Annotated in this window: 11 protein-coding genes; 4 read left to right on the top strand and 7 right to left on the bottom strand. The window is 71.1% G+C overall.

The window, feature by feature from the left end:
* Positions 1 to 39: 39 nt before the first annotated feature.
* Positions 40 to 1,407: a serine/threonine protein kinase gene (locus H6726_06560; GenBank protein ID MCB9657298.1), complete on the top strand. Its 1,368-nt coding sequence runs from the start codon at positions 40 to 42 to the stop codon at positions 1,405 to 1,407.
* A gap of 44 nt (positions 1,408 to 1,451) precedes the next feature.
* Positions 1,452 to 2,156, top strand: a complete 705-nt coding sequence (locus H6726_06565) for an RNA methyltransferase (GenBank protein ID MCB9657299.1) — start codon at positions 1,452 to 1,454, stop codon at positions 2,154 to 2,156.
* Between the two features lie 173 nt (positions 2,157 to 2,329).
* Here H6726_06565 and H6726_06570 read toward each other — a convergent pair whose 3' ends face one another.
* The gene (locus H6726_06570; GenBank protein ID MCB9657300.1) at positions 2,330 to 4,402 is read right to left on the bottom strand and encodes a thioredoxin domain-containing protein; all 2,073 of its coding nucleotides are present in this window, start codon (positions 4,400 to 4,402) and stop codon (positions 2,330 to 2,332) included.
* A 1,015-nt stretch (positions 4,403 to 5,417) separates the two neighbouring features.
* Between H6726_06570 and H6726_06575 the strand changes: the two genes are divergently transcribed.
* Positions 5,418 to 6,284, top strand: a complete 867-nt coding sequence (locus tag H6726_06575) for a serine/threonine protein kinase (GenBank protein ID MCB9657301.1) — start codon at positions 5,418 to 5,420, stop codon at positions 6,282 to 6,284.
* Positions 6,285 to 6,365: 81 nt separating this feature from the next.
* Here H6726_06575 and H6726_06580 read toward each other — a convergent pair whose 3' ends face one another.
* The 3 genes from H6726_06580 to H6726_06590 form a co-directional block, all read right to left on the bottom strand.
* Complete coding sequence (locus H6726_06580) at positions 6,366 to 6,797, bottom strand: VanZ family protein (GenBank protein MCB9657302.1); 432 nt, start codon at positions 6,795 to 6,797, stop codon at positions 6,366 to 6,368.
* A complete protein-coding gene (gene miaB, locus H6726_06585; GenBank protein ID MCB9657303.1) occupies positions 6,794 to 8,212 on the bottom strand; it encodes a tRNA (N6-isopentenyl adenosine(37)-C2)-methylthiotransferase MiaB in 1,419 nt (472 codons plus the stop codon). Before miaB ends, H6726_06580 begins: the two co-directional genes overlap by 4 nt.
* Before the next feature lie 183 nt (positions 8,213 to 8,395).
* On the bottom strand, positions 8,396 to 9,154 hold the full coding sequence (locus tag H6726_06590) for a hypothetical protein (GenBank protein ID MCB9657304.1): 759 nt from the start codon (positions 9,152 to 9,154) through the stop codon (positions 8,396 to 8,398).
* Positions 9,155 to 9,236: 82 nt separating this feature from the next.
* Here H6726_06590 and H6726_06595 point away from each other — a divergent pair, with 82 nt between their 5' ends.
* Positions 9,237 to 10,091 carry a class II glutamine amidotransferase gene (locus tag H6726_06595; protein MCB9657305.1) on the top strand — a complete coding sequence of 285 codons (855 nt, stop codon included), beginning with the start codon at positions 9,237 to 9,239 and terminating at the stop codon, positions 10,089 to 10,091.
* Positions 10,092 to 10,292: 201 nt separating this feature from the next.
* Here H6726_06595 and H6726_06600 read toward each other — a convergent pair whose 3' ends face one another.
* The 3 genes from H6726_06600 to H6726_06610 all read right to left on the bottom strand — a co-directional run bounded on the left by H6726_06600 (position 10,293) and on the right by H6726_06610 (position 16,489).
* A complete protein-coding gene (locus H6726_06600) occupies positions 10,293 to 11,339 on the bottom strand; it encodes an FHA domain-containing protein (protein ID MCB9657306.1) in 1,047 nt (348 codons plus the stop codon).
* Positions 11,340 to 11,468: 129 nt separating this feature from the next.
* Entirely contained in the window at positions 11,469 to 12,254 is a 786-nt protein-coding gene (locus H6726_06605; protein ID MCB9657307.1) for an FHA domain-containing protein, read from the bottom strand.
* A 212-nt stretch (positions 12,255 to 12,466) separates the two neighbouring features.
* A complete protein-coding gene (locus tag H6726_06610) occupies positions 12,467 to 16,489 on the bottom strand; it encodes a HEAT repeat domain-containing protein (GenBank protein ID MCB9657308.1) in 4,023 nt (1,340 codons plus the stop codon).
* Between the last annotated feature and the right edge of the window lie 118 nt (positions 16,490 to 16,607).

Genomic DNA, 16,607 nt, shown 5'->3' on the forward strand with positions numbered 1-16,607 from the left:
GCACCCACACGCCCTCGGTTCGTGGTAGCGTTATCGCCGATGCAGAACCGCTTCATCCGCTGCCCTCACTGCGGCGTCCCGCATGACGCGGCGGAGGAGCTTTGCCCAGTGACGGGGAAGCCCGTGGCACGCGGGGGCAAGCGCAGCGCGTCGGACCCGGCCCCCAGCGGCGCGGCACCGAGCGCGCCTGCGCCCGCCCCGACCGGGCGCCCTCCGTCTGCGCAGCCCGAGAGCGAGCCCGTGGTGTTGGGTGGCCGCTATCGCCTGACACACGTGCTGGGCGAGGGGGGCATGGGCACCGTGTGGGCTGCGGAGCACCAGCTGCTGAAGAAGGTCGTGGCCGTGAAGCTCCTGCTGCCGCAACAGCTGCACGGCGCGGCGCGCAAGCGCTTCGAGCGCGAGGCGCGCATGGCTGGGTCCATCGGTCACCCCAGCATCGTGAAGGTCTTCGACACGGGGCACCGCGAGGACGGCGCGCCCTACCTGGTGATGGAGTACCTGAAGGGCGAGTCGCTGGCGGACCGCGTCGAGACCTTCGGTGCGCTCGACGTGGCCGAGTGCGTGACCATCATGACGCAGGTGCTGGGGGGCCTCGCCGCCGCGCACGACAAGGGCATCATCCACCGCGACCTCAAGCCCGACAACATCTTCCTCGCGCGCCAAGACGACGGAAGCACGCGGGCCAAGCTGTTGGACTTCGGGGTGAGCAAGAGCCTCGACGAGAACACGCTCGCGCTGACGCGCACGGGCGCGGTGATCGGCACCCCCTACTACCTCTCGCCCGAGCAGGCGCGCGGCGACCAGGGCATCGACCACCGCGTGGACATCTGGGCGGCCGGCGTCGTGCTGTACGAGATGCTGACGGGGAGCCTGCCCTTCACGGCCGACAACTACAACGCGCTGCTGGTGAAGATCCTCATGAACACGCCGATCCCCCCGTCGCGCGTGCGCCCGAGCATCCCCCTCGAGATGGAGAACGTGGTGCTGCGCGCCATGGAGCGGGACCGCGACCAGCGCTTTCCCTCGGCGCAGGCGATGCTGGAGGCGATCAGCCGCATCCCCCCGCGCGAAGAGCGCGCCTCTCGCGTGGCGCCCGCCGCAGCGCGCACACGGGCAGGGCGCGACCACGTCACCGAGGACGACGACGGCACGCTGGTCTCCACGGACGTGCACCTCGGCGACGCGGAGCTGAGCGTCACGACCGACCTGGACGAGCCCACCGAGGTGAGCGACAGCTTCGTGTTCGACGCGCTGCGCCGTTCGCGCGTCGCGCGCGATGCGGGCACCGGCGAGCTGGAGCTCGACATCGAGGTGTCGCTCCCGATGGAGGACGGCGAGCCCGACGAGACGCTGGTGAGCGACAGCTTCGTGCTGGGCGTGCCGGGGACGCAGGGTCGCAAGCCCTGACGGCGGGCGTGCCCGCTCGCGATGGGGCTGCTAGACCGGGCCCCATGCGGCACGACTCCGACGACGTCTTCGAGCTCGCGGGCCCGCCCGCGCTGACGCGTCCCCCCGAGGACGTCATTCGTGTGCTCGCCCCGATGGTCACGCCGGCCCGTCTCGTGCGCATCGAAGCAGCCGCGCGGGGTCGCACCCTGAGCGTCATCCCCGTGCTCGACGGCCTCAGCGACCCACACAACGCGTCCGCCATCCTCCGCAGCGCCGAAGCGTTCGGCGTCCAGGCGGTACACTTGGTCCCTGGTCCCTATGGCTTCCGCGCCGCCCGCTCGGTGGAGAAGGGCAGCAGCCGCTGGCTCGATCTGCACCTGCACGTGGACGCGGCGAGCTGCGCGGACGCCGTGCGGGCGGCGGGCTACAGCCTGTTCGTCGCGGTCATGGACGGCGCAGAGACCCCCGAGGCGCTGGGCGAGCGCGTCGCTCGTGGCGAGCGCATCGCGGTCGTGATGGGCAACGAGCGCGAGGGAGTCTCGGAGGCCATGCGGACGCGCGCGACGGGCACCTACCGAGTCCCCATGGACGGCTTCGTGGAGAGCCTGAACGTGTCGGTCGCCGCCGCCACCACGCTCTACACGGTCACCCGTCGCGCGCAGCGGACGGTGGACGAGGCGGACGTCCGCGCGCTCATGGCGCGCTACCTGATGCACTCGGTCAACGACGCCGAGGGCGTGCTGGACGTGCACCTCGGCGCGCACTGAGCGGGCTCCCTCACAGCCCTCACCGCACCACGCACGTTCGCCGCGGCGACCCCGTGGACACCCCGACGCCGCACCGTCCTCCCCCGAGCGCGCCGTCGCCGCCTACGGAGCCCTCGAACGCAAACGGGCCGGCTCCGAAGAGCCAGCCCGCGTGCGTGGGTCTGCGTCGTCGCTCAGCGCGCGGCGGCGAGGGCGCGGTCGACCGCCGCCTGGAACGCCTCGTAGGGCTGGGCGCCCGAGAGGATCTCGCCGTTGATCACGAAGCCCGGCGTGCCGTTGATGCCGGCCGCTTGCGCCGCCGCCATGTCGGCGTCCACGGCCGCCTTGTGCCGCTCGGTGTCGAGGGCCTGGCGGAACTGCGCCATGTTGATGCCACCGACCTGCTGCGCGAGGCGCTCCAGGGTCTCGCGGGTGAGGTCACGCTGGTTCTCGAAGAGCAGCGCGTTGTAGGCCCAGAACTTCTCGTTGCCGCCCTGACGGAAGACCTCGCGCGCGGCCTGCGCGGCGGGGTTGGCGTTGGGGTGGAAGGGCAGCGGGAGGTCACGCCACACGATGCGCACGCGGCCGTTGTAGGTCTCGAGCAGGCGCTCGATGGTGGGCAGGACGCGCGAGCAGAAGGGGCACTGGAAGTCGCTGATCTCCTGGATCACGACTGGGGCGTTGGCCGCGCCGCGGGTGGGCGCGTTGTCGGGGATGGCGAGGTTGGTGCGCGTGGGCGCGGCTGGGGCGGCCGGAGCCGAAGGCGCTGCGCCGGCGGGCGCCGCGAGCATCTGCTGCGAGGTCGCGCCGTTGCGGATGGTCTCCTCGTAGACGCGAGCGCGCGGGGTGCCACGCTCGACCAGGGCGCGCGCCTTGGCGAGCTCCTCGTCGATGACGCTCTTGAACGCCTCGAAGGGCACGGCGCCGCGCACGTTGCGGCCGTTGATGAAGAACGAGGGCGTGCCAGTGGCGCCGAGGCCCTGGGCCAGCTGCTGCTGGGCTGTGATGGCGGCCTGGTGCTCGTTGTTGTCCAGCGCGGCGCGCAGCTGCGCCATGTTGAGGCCGACCTGCTGACCGTAGGACTCGATGTTCTCGCGGGAGAGCTCCGTCTGGTGCTCGAAGAGCAGCGCGTGCAGCGCCCAGAACTTCGCGTTGCCGCCCTGCTCGAAGGCCTCCATCGCCGCGATGGCCGCGGGCATCGCGTTCGGGTGGAACCCGAGGGGGTTGTTCATCCACACCACGCGCACGTCACGACCGTACTCCTGCACGATCTGGGACACGGTGGGCTCGACGCGCTTGCAGAACGGGCACTGGAACTCGCTGAACTGGACGATGGTCACGAGGGCGTCGTCCGGACCCTGCTGCGGCTGACGGCCCTGGATGGGCACGCGGTACACGGCGTTCGGGTCGGGCTGCGGGCGCGCCTGCTGCGGAGCCGCGTTGGGAGCCGCCGCGGGGGGGGCAGCGCGGGTCAGGCCGTCGCGGGTGATCGCGGCGTAGACCTGAGCGGCCGGGGTGCCAGAACGCACCAAGCGCTGCGCGTTCGCGATCTCGGCGTCGATGACGGTCTTGAACGCCTCGAAGGGCTGGGCGCCCGTGACCTGGATGCCATTCACGAACGAGTTGGGCGTGCCGTTGGCGCCGATCTGACCCGCGAGGGCCGCGTCGGCCTCGATGGCGCGCTGGTGCGTGTGGTTGTCCATGGCCGCGGTGTAGCGGGCCATGTTGAGACCGACCTGCTGGGCGAAGCGATCGAGGTTCTCACGCGTGAGCTCGCGCTGGTTCTGGAACAGCACGTCGTGGAGCTGCCAGAACTTCTCGCTGCCGCCCTGCGCGAACGCCTCCATGGCGGCCTCGGCGGCCGGCATGGCGTTGGGGTGGAAGCCGAGCGGAAGGTTGCGCCACACGACGCGGACCTGGCTGGGGTACTCGCGCAGGATCTGCTCCATGGTGGGCAGCACGCGGGAGCAGAACGGGCACTGGAACTCGCTGAAGACCACGATGGTCACGAGCGCGTCGGCCGGACCCTTGGCGGGCTGCTGGGCCGTGACCGGGATGTTGTAGCGGGGGGTGCCGCCCGGGTCCGCCGCGGCACCGCCACGCGCTGCCCCGACGCCCGGCGCCTCACCACCCTCGCTGGGCGGCGCGACGACCACTTCGGCCCCGTCGGCCGAGCCGCCAGCGCTGCGCTGGCCGACCATGTTGCCAACACTGAAGCTGGCGATGGACGCGATCAAGATCGCGATGATTGCTGAACCTCTACTCATTGGTATGTACCTCTCGGCGCCCGCCGATAGAAAGACGGGGCGCATGAACTCGTTGTCGTGGGATGGTGAACTGGACGGGAGAGCACGACGCGAGAGTCCGAGACGCACCTCGAGCGGGCCTCTCCGCGCAGAGACCTGCGTGGGTTCCACTCGAGGAACCACATCGTCGCCTCTGCGCACGGCACCATGGACGCGCGCTCAGTGGGTCGTGCTCGAGGTCAGCGCGGCGGACGCTCGAGGGCCCGACGCGTACCGAGCGCGCCTCCCCCAACGTTGATTGGGGGATGGGCGCAGACGCGCCGCCACACGACCGCAGCGCCAGACTGCGTGGTGGTGAAGAGCGCTAGGCCCGCGCCCGACGTCGAGCCCTGCTCCTGCTGTACCGGAGCCTGATGCCCGGGATCGCACTGCGCGCCGTCCTCCGCATCACACCACGCGGGGTTCGAGCGACCCGCAGGCAGACGCAGGCCAAGCGCCACGCCCGTCAGGGGCCTACCGGACACCCAAGCCGCCCGGTCCGCGTCCAACGCCAGGGGGGCGAGGGTGGGCGCGCTCGTTGCGCTCTGCTCGACACAGGCTCCCCGCGCATCAGCGCGTGCGTCCGCCGAGACGACGAGTACCCCGAGGAGCGCGAGCCCTGCGCACCACGTCACCGAACGCGGCGTCCTCACACGAGCAACGCAGACCGCGCCGGAGGGCGAGTCCGCTGAATGCTTGTACGTGGAGGTGGCTCGCATTGGGGCGTCAGGATACGCAAATGCCTGTGAACCGCAAGACCGCTGCCCAGGCGAGCAGCGCGGACGGCTCGTTGGTAGATGGGAGTGCCGGGGAACGAGGGAACGAAGCCGAGGGTGTGTGTGGGAGTGTGGAGTGGAGTAGGACGGTGAGGAGGCTTCGTTGCGGGGCTCGTTCCCCGGCATCCGTGGGTACAACGCGGGGGTCCGGGACCTATTCCGTCGCCTCCAAGGTTTTTTCTCGCGCCGACCACGTACGGACGCTCATGTACCCTCGCGGGGTGCACGCTCTGTCCACGGGCTCCCGCTTCGCCGACCGCTACGTCATCGACGAGACCCTGGGTGTGGGCGCAGCGGGTGCCGTGCTCGCGGCGCACGACCCGCACCACGCTGCGCCCGAACGTGCCCGCGTCGCGATCAAGGTCTTGCGGCCCGAGCTGGCCGCAGACTTGGCTCTCCGCGCCCGCTTCCGCCGCGAGGCGACCATACTGCAGGGCATCGAGCATCCAGCCATCGTGCGCGTGTGGGCGCATGGCGCAGCGGCGCTCGTCCCGGGTGGCCCTTCCGTCCCGTACCTGGTCATGGAGCGCCTGGCAGGCGTCACGCTGAGGAGCGCTCTCCAGCGCGGTGCCCAGACGCCGACAGCGGCGCTCTCTTGGCTCCGCCCGGTGGCCGCGGCGCTCGACCGTGTGCACGCGGACGGCGTCCTGCATGGCGACCTCAAGCCCGACAACCTGTTCCTCACCCCGACGGGGCCGCGTCTGGTGGACTTCGGCAGCGCCAAAGTACACGGCTTTCCCCGCCTCACCGCGACAGGAGAGGTGGCGGGCACACCACGCTACATGGCGCCCGAGGTCATCGCGGGCGAGCGAGCGCTCGACCATCGCTCGGACGTGTATGCGTTGGCTGTGACCGCGTACGAGTGCCTGGCAGGCCACCCCCCGTTCCGCGCACGGCACCCCGGGCGCTTGCTCGCTGAGATCATGGGTAGTGCAGCGCCACCCCTCGAGCGGTGGCCGACCCTGGCCCCGGTGCTCGCGCGTGGAATGCGGCGAGAGCCGGAACATCGCTTCGACACGGCGGGCAGTCTCGTGCAGGCGCTCTCCGCGGCCATCGCCGAGGCCGAGTCGTCATCCGTGTCATCGTAGGCGGCGGGGGGCTGCGTCGTCGCGAGGGTCGCGCCGACTACGGTGTTCGCGTGCGCCACACCTTGGGTCCCCCTCAGCCGTTCACCGCGTGTGGCGGCGTTCCCAATACGCCGCAACCAGCACGCCCAGAGACGCGCCGAGCACGTCCGCGAGGATGTCGTTCACGTCGGCGTTGCGTCCAGGAACGAAGCTCTGATGGATCTCGTCGCTCACGCCGAACGCCACAGCCAAGAAGGCTCCCAGCAGCGACGTGCGAAGCGCCGCGTGCAGCGGCCAGGTCCGCCGTGTGGCATAGGCGCAGAGCCCACCGAGCACGGCATACTCGATGGTGTGCACGAGCTTGTCGCGGAAAGGCAGCTGCTCGATGATCTGCGCTTGGAGGTGCATGGACGAGAGCCCGAAGATCAGCCCCATGTACGCGACCGCAGGGGCCCACGCGCGGAGGACGTCACGCCGACTCGGCGGCCCATGGCCCCTCTCGCCCCCGCCGCCCAACGGCGCGTGCTCGCTCACGCGACCACCGGCAGCGCGAGCCTCCCCCTCGCTGCGGCCCCCGCGCGTGGCGTACGTGGGACATCGCCGACCGGGTCTCCGAGGAGGCTGTGCTTGTAGGCCTGGGTGACCGCCAGCTCCACCACGTGTCCGGTGGGGTCGTGACCGTCGGGTGCGTCGAAGTGGGCTATCTCGTGGCGCTCCGTGCGGCCGCTGTAGCGCCCGGTCTCGCCGCGGCTGCGTCCCTCGACGAGCACGTGCGCGCGGCTTCCCACCAGCCTCTCGAGGTGCGCGCTCTGCTGCTCCGCCACCAACTCGAAGAGGCGCGTCAGGCGCTCTCCCTTGACCTCCTCGGGCACGTCGTCGGCGAGGTTGAGGGCTGGCGTGTACGGCCGCGGCGAGTACTTGAATCCGAACGCTGCGACGAACCCCACCTGCCGCACGAGGTCGAGCGTGTCCTCGAAGTCGGCGTCGGTCTCACCCGGAAACCCCACGATGATGTCGGTGGACAGCGTCAGGCCTGGGCGGGCCTGCATCAGCACGTGCGCTCGCTCGATGTACTCCTCGCGGGTGTAGCGGCGCGCCATGCGGCGCAGCTGTTCGTTGGAGCCGGACTGGACGGGCAGGTGGACGTGCGCGGGGAGGATGGGCAGCTCGGCGTGCGCCGCGATGAGCGCGTCGGTCAGGTGCCGCGGGTGCGGCGAGGTGTAGCGTAGCCGCGCCAAGTCCGGCACCTCGGCTGCGATGCGCCGCAGCAGGTCCGCGAACTGCGAACGGCTCTGGGCACGCCGGCTGGAGGGCGCCACGCCGTCTTCGTACCAGGAGTTGACCGTCTGCCCCAGCAGCGTGATCTCGCGCACGCCCCCATCCACGAGCCGCGCGATCTCTTCGACGATGGTGTCGCCCGAGCGGTAGCGCTCGCTGCCGCGCGTGTACGGGACGATGCAATAGGTGCAGCGCTCGTCACAGCCTTTCATGACCGTCACGAACGACGTGACCTCACGCAGCCCGGCGCGTGGCTTGGCGTGCAGGAACTGCGGCTCCTCCATGTCGAACACGGTCCGCGCGCGCGGCGGCGCACCGCCCTCCGCCTCCCGCAGGAGGCTCGGCAGCTCGGGGATGTTGTCGGGTCCCAGCACCAGGTCCACGAAGGGCGCCTTGGCGAGCAGGCGCTCGCCCTCTTGCTGCGCCACGCAGCCCGCGACGGCGAGCATCACGCCACGCCGCTGTTCCTTCAGCGGTCGCAGCGTGCCCAGCAGGCTCATGAGCTTGTGCTCGGCCTTCTCGCGGACGCTGCAAGTGTTGATCACCACCAGGTCAGCCAGGGTCGCGTCGTCGGTCGGCACGAATCCGTCCGCGTGCAAGACCTCCTCGATGCGCCGGGAGTCGTGCACGTTCATCTGACAACCGAAGGTCTGGACGATGTAGCGCTTCATGGGACCGCCCCCCCTTGTCGCGCGGCGTGACGCTCCGCGCAAGTCAAGCGCGCCGGCCCGCACCCAGCCGAGCCCATGTGGGAGCGTCGCGGGAGGGAACGGACCTCAGCCCGTCCCGACGGTAGCCGTGCGCCGCCACGCTCGAGTGTGTCCTGTGTTCCACGAACAGCAGAATCACCCGGCTCAACAGAGCGCCGCGATGCGGTCGAGCTGCGGGGTCTCGAGCCCATGCTCACGCGCGTGATGCTGAAGCCGGTCGAGGCGGCTCGCCGAGGTGCGTCCGCGGCAGCCGTGCTCGGGGTCGCACGCGACGGACTCCTCGAAGTGCGCCCACAGCGCGTCGAAGTCGAGCGCGTGCCCCGCCAGGGCGGACTGCACCGCGACCACCTCGCGCGCGACGCTCTCGGCCAGGGCACGGTGCTCGCTCAGGAGCTGCCCCACGCTCCCCCCCACGAGCAGCCCCGCAACGTTCGCGGTGAGGATGTAGACGTTCTTCGCAGCGAGCTCGAACAGCAGCGCGTCGTCCGACACGGCGTGCGCCGGGACGCCAATGCCCTCGAGCGCAGTGAGCCACAGCTGCTGCTCGGGGCCCGCGATGGGCGTGCTGCGGATGGGTCGGATGCCCGTGTTCGCCTTCTTCTCGAACCACACCACCGCGACGGTCGGCCGCTCGAGCGCCTGCGTCTCCCACACGTAGGGAAGCAGCTCGTTCTGGAGCAGCAGCGCACGGCCCCGATACTCGGGGGGCAACTGGGCCAGCACGTCGGGCAGCTCGCCCTCCCCCACGGCCACCACCACGGAGCGCGGCGCTGGGGTAGTCGCGAGCACGTCGGCCGCAGCTTGCCCCCGCACCCATGGGGTGACCCGCGCCCCCATCCGGAGCGCCCCGTGGGCGAACACGGCGCCCATCTGACCGAGACCCAAGACGACGACGTCTTCCATGGCGTCCCCCCTACCACACGACTGTCGGGTGGGACCACTCGGATGGCGCCGTGGGCGCCCCACGTGCCATGCTCCACGGCACATGTGCAGGCTCTTCGCGTTCCGTAGTGTCATCCCCAGCCAGGTGCACCGCTCGCTGATGGCGGCCGACAACGCCCTCGCCGTGCAGAGCGACAGGCACCCCGACGGCTGGGGCGTCGCGTTCTACGTGAACGACGCGCCGCACATCACGCGCAGCCCGGCCACCGCCATCGACGACCACCTGTTCCACCGCGTGAGCGGCATCGTCGCTTCCGAGACCGTGCTCGCGCACGTGCGCAAGGCCACCGTCGGCTCCAACTCGGTGCTCAACTGCCACCCCTTCCAGTACGGGCGCTGGACCATGGCGCACAACGGCGAGATCCGAGACTTCGAGCGGCACCGCACGGCGTTCCGCGAGTTGGTCGACCCTGGCCTACGACGCTACATCCTCGGCGACACGGACAGCGAGGTGATCTTCTTCCTGTTCCTCAGCGCGCTGCGCCGACGCGCGCCCTTGTACGCGCGCTTCGCGCTGGAAGACGTCTTTGCCGCGCTGCGCCAGACCGTCGCGCTCGTCCGTGAGAGGTGCGACACGGGGGCCCCCGAAGAGGACGCGCTGCTGACCATGATCGTCACGGACGGAACGCTGATGGCCGCCACACAAGGCGGCAAGGAGCTGTTCGTGTCCACGTACAAGACGCGCTGCTCCGACCGCGACGAGTGCCGCTCGCTGTCTCCGGAGTGCGAAGCCCCCACCACGTCGGGTTTCGTGAATCACTTGGTGCTGAGCAGCGAGCGCATGGGCGGGGAGAACGTCTGGATCCCCCTCGAGCCCGGCGAGTACGTGGGCGTGGACGCGCAGATGCGGCTGCATCGTGAACGCTCCGGACAGAAGCGTCTGCCGGTGGTGGCCTGACGTCCATCGAGCTGGGCTAGGGCGTTTGCTTCGCCTACGCGCCGCGGTCGGGTCGACGACGGGCCCTTCCATGTCGCGGGGACATCCGCGCCTACATGGAAGCGTGTCGCGAGCAGAAGCAAGCACGCGACGACCGGAAACGACGAAGCCCCCGGGTGCGGGGGCAACCGAGGGCTTCGTGCGGGGAGCGGGGGCGTCGGCTCAGTACTCGACGCGGAACAGCTGCTGACCCATGAGGAGCAGCGAGCCACGGGGCACGGGACCCGAGCCGCGCACGCGAACGAACGTGCCGTTGGAGCTGCCCACGTCCGTGAGGAACATGCGTCCTCCCTCCCCGTGAACGCGGCAGTGCAGGCCCGACACGTAGCCGTCATCCGGGAAGATGACGTCGCCGCGCTCGCGGCCGAGGTGCAAGCCAGTGGACGGGATGGGGTAGCAATTGCCGACCGTGTCGCGGCCGATGATGAGGCAGATGCGCCCCAGGAAGCCCGGGTTGGCGCTACCCATGATCTCCGCCCCATCCGCACCGCGCCGCGGCGCGGGCATGGCGTCGAACCGGATGATCTCCTGACCGATGCGGAAGACGCTTCCGGGCACGAGCTCGGTGGGCACGTCATGCGCGATGCGGATGTAGACGCCGTTGAGGCTGTTGAGGTCGGTGACGACCACGCCGCCGGCCTGGAACTCGAACGCCGCGTGCTGCGGGCTGAGGTACGAGTCCCCGGCGAACGGCCCGCTCGAGTCACGGCCCACCGTGGTGGTGCCCGACAGCGGGAAGCGGTCGCCCTCGGTTCCGTCCGGCCGGATGAGGACGAGCTGTCCATTGCCCTGGCTGGGTGCGGGCGCCGCGACGGGCGCCGGCGCCGCTGCAGGGGCAGCGGCTGGAGCCTTGGTCATGTCGAAGCCGCAGCTGCCGCAGAACTTGAAGTTCGCGGGCACCGGGTTGGTGCACTGCGGACAGGGCACCTTTCCGTCCGCAGCAGCGGCCGCAGGGGCCGGCGCGGCGGCGGGTGCCGGAGCGGGGGCGGGCTGCGGCGCCGGCTGAGGAGCGGGCGCGGGGCGGGCAACGGGAGCCGCCGGGGTGGGCGCCATCGCCGGAGCCCCACCACCCACCGGGATCCCGGCGGGAGGCGTCGGCGCCGTGAAGCTCTTGGGCTGCGCGTTGTCACGCGGCAGCTCAGCACCACAGCCAAGACAGAACTTGTAATGGGGCTGATTATTCTTGCCACAGCGGGGGCACTCGATCACGGAAGTCTCCTCAATCGGATGGGTCCTGCGAAGACCCGAAAGTGGGTGCGAGCATAGTCAGGCTCACGAGAAAGGGTCAAGGGAGTGTTGGAGCGCCGCGCACTGCGGTGGAGGCCGCGTGCGCCTCGATCAGGCCGTGACCTCGACGCGCAGCAGCTGCTTGCCGAGGAAGAGATAGTCGCCGTGCTGCAGCTCGGCCTGGCCCTTGATGCGCGCATAGGTGCCGTTGCGTGAGCCCGTGTCGGTGAGCATGAAGCGGCCGCCCGCGTTGTCGATGCGCGCGTGGTTGCCGGACATGTAGATGTCCTCGGGGAAGTTCAAGTCGCAGTCCTCACGCCCCACCACGGCCGAGGCCTCGCGTGCGCAAAAGACGATGCCGTCCACGCCGCCGACCAACACCTGGGTGACGCGGAAGGGGCTCGGCCGACGTGGCGACGAGTAGAAGTACGTCTGGTCGTCTGCCGGGCTCGACGCATCGGGCGGGCTGGCGTCCAGCCGGAAGACCTGATCGCCGCACAGGAAGGTGTCGCCGGGCGCGATCTCCACCGGCTGCTTGATGCGCAGGTAGATGCCGTTGGTGCTGTTCTCGTCGCGCGCGACGAGCTTCTCGCCCTCGTACAGGAAGTTTGCGTGACGCGGGCTGAGCCACGCGTCCTCGGGGAAGAGGATCTGGTCCTCCTCGCGGCCCGCGATGTGCTCACTGCCCTGGAGCACGTAGCTCAGTCCGTCGACACCCTGGTCACCGCGGATGAGGATGAGGCGGGCCTTGCCCGGCGTCTGCATCGCTCCGAAGAAGTCCACCTGTCCGGTCTGGACCTGAATGGGCACCTCGGCACCGCACCCGCCACAGAACTTGTGACCGGCCGGGACCGGGCTCGCGCACTCTTTGCAAACGTAGTTACGGGCTTGCTCCATCGGTTCCTCCGCCCCCGCCTGGGGACTCAACGCTGCCGCAGCACCGAGCGCGACCCCGCAGTTGACGCAACGAGGCGCGCCCATGGGGCAAAACGCGTCGCACTGTCCACATACGATGCCAACGTACTCATCCATGCCAACGGCTAATCCTAGGTGCTCGTCGCAGAGCGCGACCGACGCAGCGCAGTAGTACGTTATTGTGCGTACTCACGTCAACGTTGGAGGGCGACGGTCGCTGCGCGCCGCACCCGCTCGTCGGCGTCGTGATCTCGGGCTCGCTCGAGGGCGGCGTGAGCGCTGGGCGAGTCCGCCCCTCCGAGCCCCTGGGCGGCGGCCTCGCGCACGAACGCGTAGCGGTCATTCGTCAGCAGCTCGGCCAGCTGCGACACGACCTGCGCGCGCTGTGCGGCCGTGAGCGCTGGCCCCGGCGCTGCGCCCGAGGCGTAGCTCGCGAGTGTATGGGCCGCCTCGAGCCGCGTCGGCCAGTGCGCGTGCTCGTTGGCCAGCTGCGTGACCTGGGCGACCGTCTGCGCGGTCGGGGGACGATCGCGCAGGACGCGCAGCGCCGCCCCCACCACGGTGGGCTCGTCGTCCCCCAACGCAGCGACGAGGGCCTGCTCGGCCAGGTCTCCCGTGAGCCTCGCGAGCACGGCCAGGGCGCCTTCGCGTACGGTACGGTCCGGGTGCCGCGACACGGCGGCGATGTCCTCGACCAAGGCCGCCCCCAGCGCCTCGAGCGCCGTGGACGCACGCGCGCGTGTGCCCGACTCCCAGCGACCGAGATCTCGAGTGAGCATCCCGAGACCGATGGTGGGACGGGCGTCGGACGCGGCGACCTGAGGGCTGGCCGCCAACAGGGCCAGCGCGCCACGGACCGACTCCACCGGCCCATGCAAGGCGTCCTGCGCCGCACCGACCAGGGCGTCGCGCAGGGGCTCGAGCTCCACCGCCTCTCCAGCCGCCGCGATGTCGAGCAGCAACGGCAGGTACTCGGACGCAGCTGCGACCCCCTGCGGCACCGGGAACGGTCCGAGGGCGCTCAGCGCGGCGGGATCGTGGGGCGCACGCAGGGCCTGAGCCGCGGCCTGGTGCTGCCCCTCGGCGGTGTCGAACAACGCGTAAGCCAGAGCATCCCGCGCGTCCGGCGAGCCGACCTGTCCGAGCGCGTGGGCCGAGGCGCGCGCCAGCAGCGCCTCCCCGGCGTTGCGGAGCGATGTCACCAAGGCGGGCACGTCGTCCGTTTGACCCAAGCGACCGAGCGCCCAGGCGGCGCACGCCCGTACGCTCGGGTCTGGATCGTCGACGAGCAGCGTGCGCAGTGCGGCCGCCGCGCCCAGCTCGCGAACGCGCCCGAGACCCAGCGCCGCGAAGGCGCGCACGCTGCGGTCTCCCTCTCCCAGCAGGGAACGCAGCACCGGGGCCGCGCGACGCCCGCCCATGCGCGCGAGAGACCACGCCGCCGTCGCCCGCAGGCGGCTCTCGGGGCCGGTGGCGAGCGCCGCGAAGCGCGGCGCCAGGCTCTCGGGGGCGACGGCGCCGGCACCCGTGAGCGCGCGCATGCGCAGGTCTCCATCCCGCTCCGCGTTCTCCGCCAGCGCCAGCAACGGTCCGGCCGCGTTGGGGTTGCCAAGGTGGCCGAGGATCTCGACGGCGATACGCTGCTGCCGTGGGTCATCGTCCGCGAGAGCTTCGAGCAAGGGCTTGATGGCGCGCGCCCCCAAGCGATGCAGGTCCGCTTCGGCGCGCTCGCGGGACGGGCCCGAGCTGCTCGCCAGCTGGATCCACGGCGACGTCATCTGGTCGTAGAGGTCCACGACCAGCTTGCGAAACACGGGCCGCTGGACGTGCGCCAGCGCCATCGGCAGCAGCTCTTGTTCGAGCACCTCGAGTGTCCCCTCGCCGAGGTTGATTTGCATGGACACGCGCGCGGCCTGCGACACCAGCTCGTCGTCGGGGGAGGAGCGCACCACGCGCCTCAGCAGCGCGTCGGCGGCGCGGCTGTCGCCCTCCGCCAAGTGGAGCTCTGCCAGCTGGAAGTACGTCGTGAACAGACGCTCGTTCAGCTCGATGGCGCGACGATAGCTCTCGATGGCGTGCGCGGTGTCCTGACGCGACCGATAGAGATCGCCGAGCCGTCGATGCCCCTCTGCGTCGTCGGGCGAGCGCTGGACGGCCTCCGCGGCATAGGCGACGGCGTCTTCGTCGCGGTAGAGCGCGTGGGCGTGCTCGGCCATCTGTTGCAGGTAGCGTGGCGCACGCCGTGCGTCCGCCTCGACCAAGCGGCGGAGCACCGAAATCGCTGCGGCGCGGTCTCCCTCGACCACATGCACGCGCTCGAGCGCGATGAGGCTCTCCACGTCTCCGGGGGCGAGCTCGATGAGACGTGCCAGGGTGGCGCGCGCGGCGGGCAGGTCGCGTGGGCGCCGCTGCAGGTGCGCCTCGGACAGGTAGCGACCGGCCTCGAGGTCGGGAGGATTCGCCTCGAAGGCTGCCCCCCAGGCCGTGAGCTGCGCGGGCAGGAGTCGTCGTCGTGCATAGATGGCGACGACGCGTCGACGGGCCTCGCGGCGCGCCGCGCGTTCCACGCCATCCAGGCCGATCACACGCTGCCAGACCTCGATGGCCTCCATGTCACGTGCCGCGCGCTGCTGGGACGACTCTCCCTCGAGGGGTCGCTCGAGCACGGTCGCGAGCCCGCGCGCGTTGTCGACGTCGGTCGGCGCGAGCCGCAGCGCCTCGCGGTACGCCTCCTCCGCGCGCGAGTCCATCGCGTGGTCGGCGTAGACGCCCGCGAGCGTCGCGTAGGCGCGTGCGCGGTCTGGCTCGGCCGAGAGGATACGCTGCCAGGTGCGCACGGCACCGGCCTCGTCCCCCTGATCCAGCTGCTGCTCACCGAGCGCAATCAGGTGCGCAGGATCGCTCGGGTCGATGCGCACCAGCTGCTCCACTTCCCGCTGTGCCAGCTCCACCTCGCCCCAGCGCGTGTAGAGCTCCGCCAGCGCCTCGTGAACGGCGGGGTCGCTCCCGAACTGTCGGCTCGAGCGCGCCGCGAGCTGCAGCGCTTCGTCGCGCTGCCCCGTCTGCATCAGCAGCTGTGCCAGTTCGACCACGAAGCGAGGCTCGCGGGGCGCGCTGCGGATGAGCTGCCGATACTCGGCGATGACCTCGGTGAGCCGCCCGGAGCGCGCCAGCAGCTGCGCCAACCGCACCCGGGTATCGATGTGGCGTGGGTTGCTCCCGAGCGCCCTGCGGTACGCTGCGAGCGCCTCCTCTTCGTGGCCCAGTTCGTCATGCAGACGCGCGATGAGCTCGAGCGCCTCGAAGCCCCCCTGCCCGCTCCCCTCGAGCTCGGAGATGAGGTCTGCGAGGCGATCGGAGCGCCGGTAGGCATCCACCATCCCGTCATAGATCTCGGCGCGCACGCCCGACTCGCGCCCTGCCACGCGCAGCGCACGCTGGAAGGTGGCGATCGCCTCGTCGACCTGACCCGCTGCGAGCTGCGCCTGGCCCAGCTCCCGCAGCACGGGCGCCAACACGCGGTTGTCGCCGCGCAGCGCGGCGACCACCCGCTCGTACTCGGCGATGGCCCGTTCGTGATGCCCCGCCGAGAGCAGGGCGCGCGCGTACGCGGTGCGCTGATAGATGCCAGCGTCGGCGCCGCGCGCCAGCTCGCCATAGTGGGCGGCCGCCTCGTCGAAGTCGCTCGCGGAGAGCGCGAGCTGCGCCAGCTCCTCGTGAAGCTCACGCCGCGCTTGGTCCTCGCGGGTGAGCGTCAGGGCGCGCGCCAGGGCCGTACGGGCCGCGGGGACGTCGCCCCCCGCGGCGGCGAGTCGCCCCTCGGCGCCGTGCGGCGCCGGGTCGTTGGGACGCAGCACGGCCGCTTCGCGGTACATGCGGAGCGCCTCCGCGCGCCGCTGCTGCGCCTTGTAGAGGTGCCCGAGCAGCATGCGGGCCGGGTACTCCCGTTCGTCGGCCGCGACCTCGGCGAGCAGGTCCGCCTGGAAGCGGTCGACGCTCCCATCCCGCTCCCGATAGAGGTCCATCAGGCGTTGGAACGCGAAGGTCTCGCGCGGGTCGCTCTCGAGGATGGCGCGATAGCGCGCGATGAGGGTCTCCGTGCGCTCGGCGTCCGGCGCCCCCCCGCTCGGTTGTCCCGCGGGACCGGGGCGTCCCGTGCCCGTCGGTGCTGGGTCGTCCGTGCCGCCCATGTTCGCGTGTCCTCCGCTGGGGCGCATGCCCCCGGGCCGCGATCCGCCTGGTCGCATTCCCGGGCGCATGACGCCGGGCTGCATCCCCGTGGGTCCGGGTCGCATCGTCAGCCCCCAGTCTTGGGCGGCGACCGAGGACGCGCCG

This window comes from Sandaracinaceae bacterium (assembly GCA_020633055.1).
Classification (GTDB): Bacteria; Myxococcota_A; Polyangia; order Polyangiales; family Houyiibacteriaceae; genus JADJJE01.

Bases quoted from the DNA above. Each gene is read 5' to 3' on its own strand.
- H6726_06560 (MCB9657298.1), top strand. From the start codon at position 40: ATGCAGAACCGCTTCATCCGCTGCCCTCACTGCGGCGTCCCGCATGAC.
- H6726_06565 (MCB9657299.1), top strand. From the start codon at position 1,452: ATGCGGCACGACTCCGACGACGTCTTCGAGCTCGCGGGCCCGCCCGCG.
- H6726_06570 (MCB9657300.1), bottom strand. From the start codon at position 4,402: ATGAGTAGAGGTTCAGCAATCATCGCGATCTTGATCGCGTCCATCGCC.
- miaB (MCB9657303.1), bottom strand. From the start codon at position 8,212: ATGAAGCGCTACATCGTCCAGACCTTCGGTTGTCAGATGAACGTGCAC.
- H6726_06590 (MCB9657304.1), bottom strand. From the start codon at position 9,154: ATGGAAGACGTCGTCGTCTTGGGTCTCGGTCAGATGGGCGCCGTGTTC.
- H6726_06595 (MCB9657305.1), top strand. From the start codon at position 9,237: ATGTGCAGGCTCTTCGCGTTCCGTAGTGTCATCCCCAGCCAGGTGCAC.
- H6726_06605 (MCB9657307.1), bottom strand. From the start codon at position 12,254: ATGGAGCAAGCCCGTAACTACGTTTGCAAAGAGTGCGCGAGCCCGGTC.
- H6726_06610 (MCB9657308.1), bottom strand. From the start codon at position 16,489: ATGCGCCCCAGCGGAGGACACGCGAACATGGGCGGCACGGACGACCCA.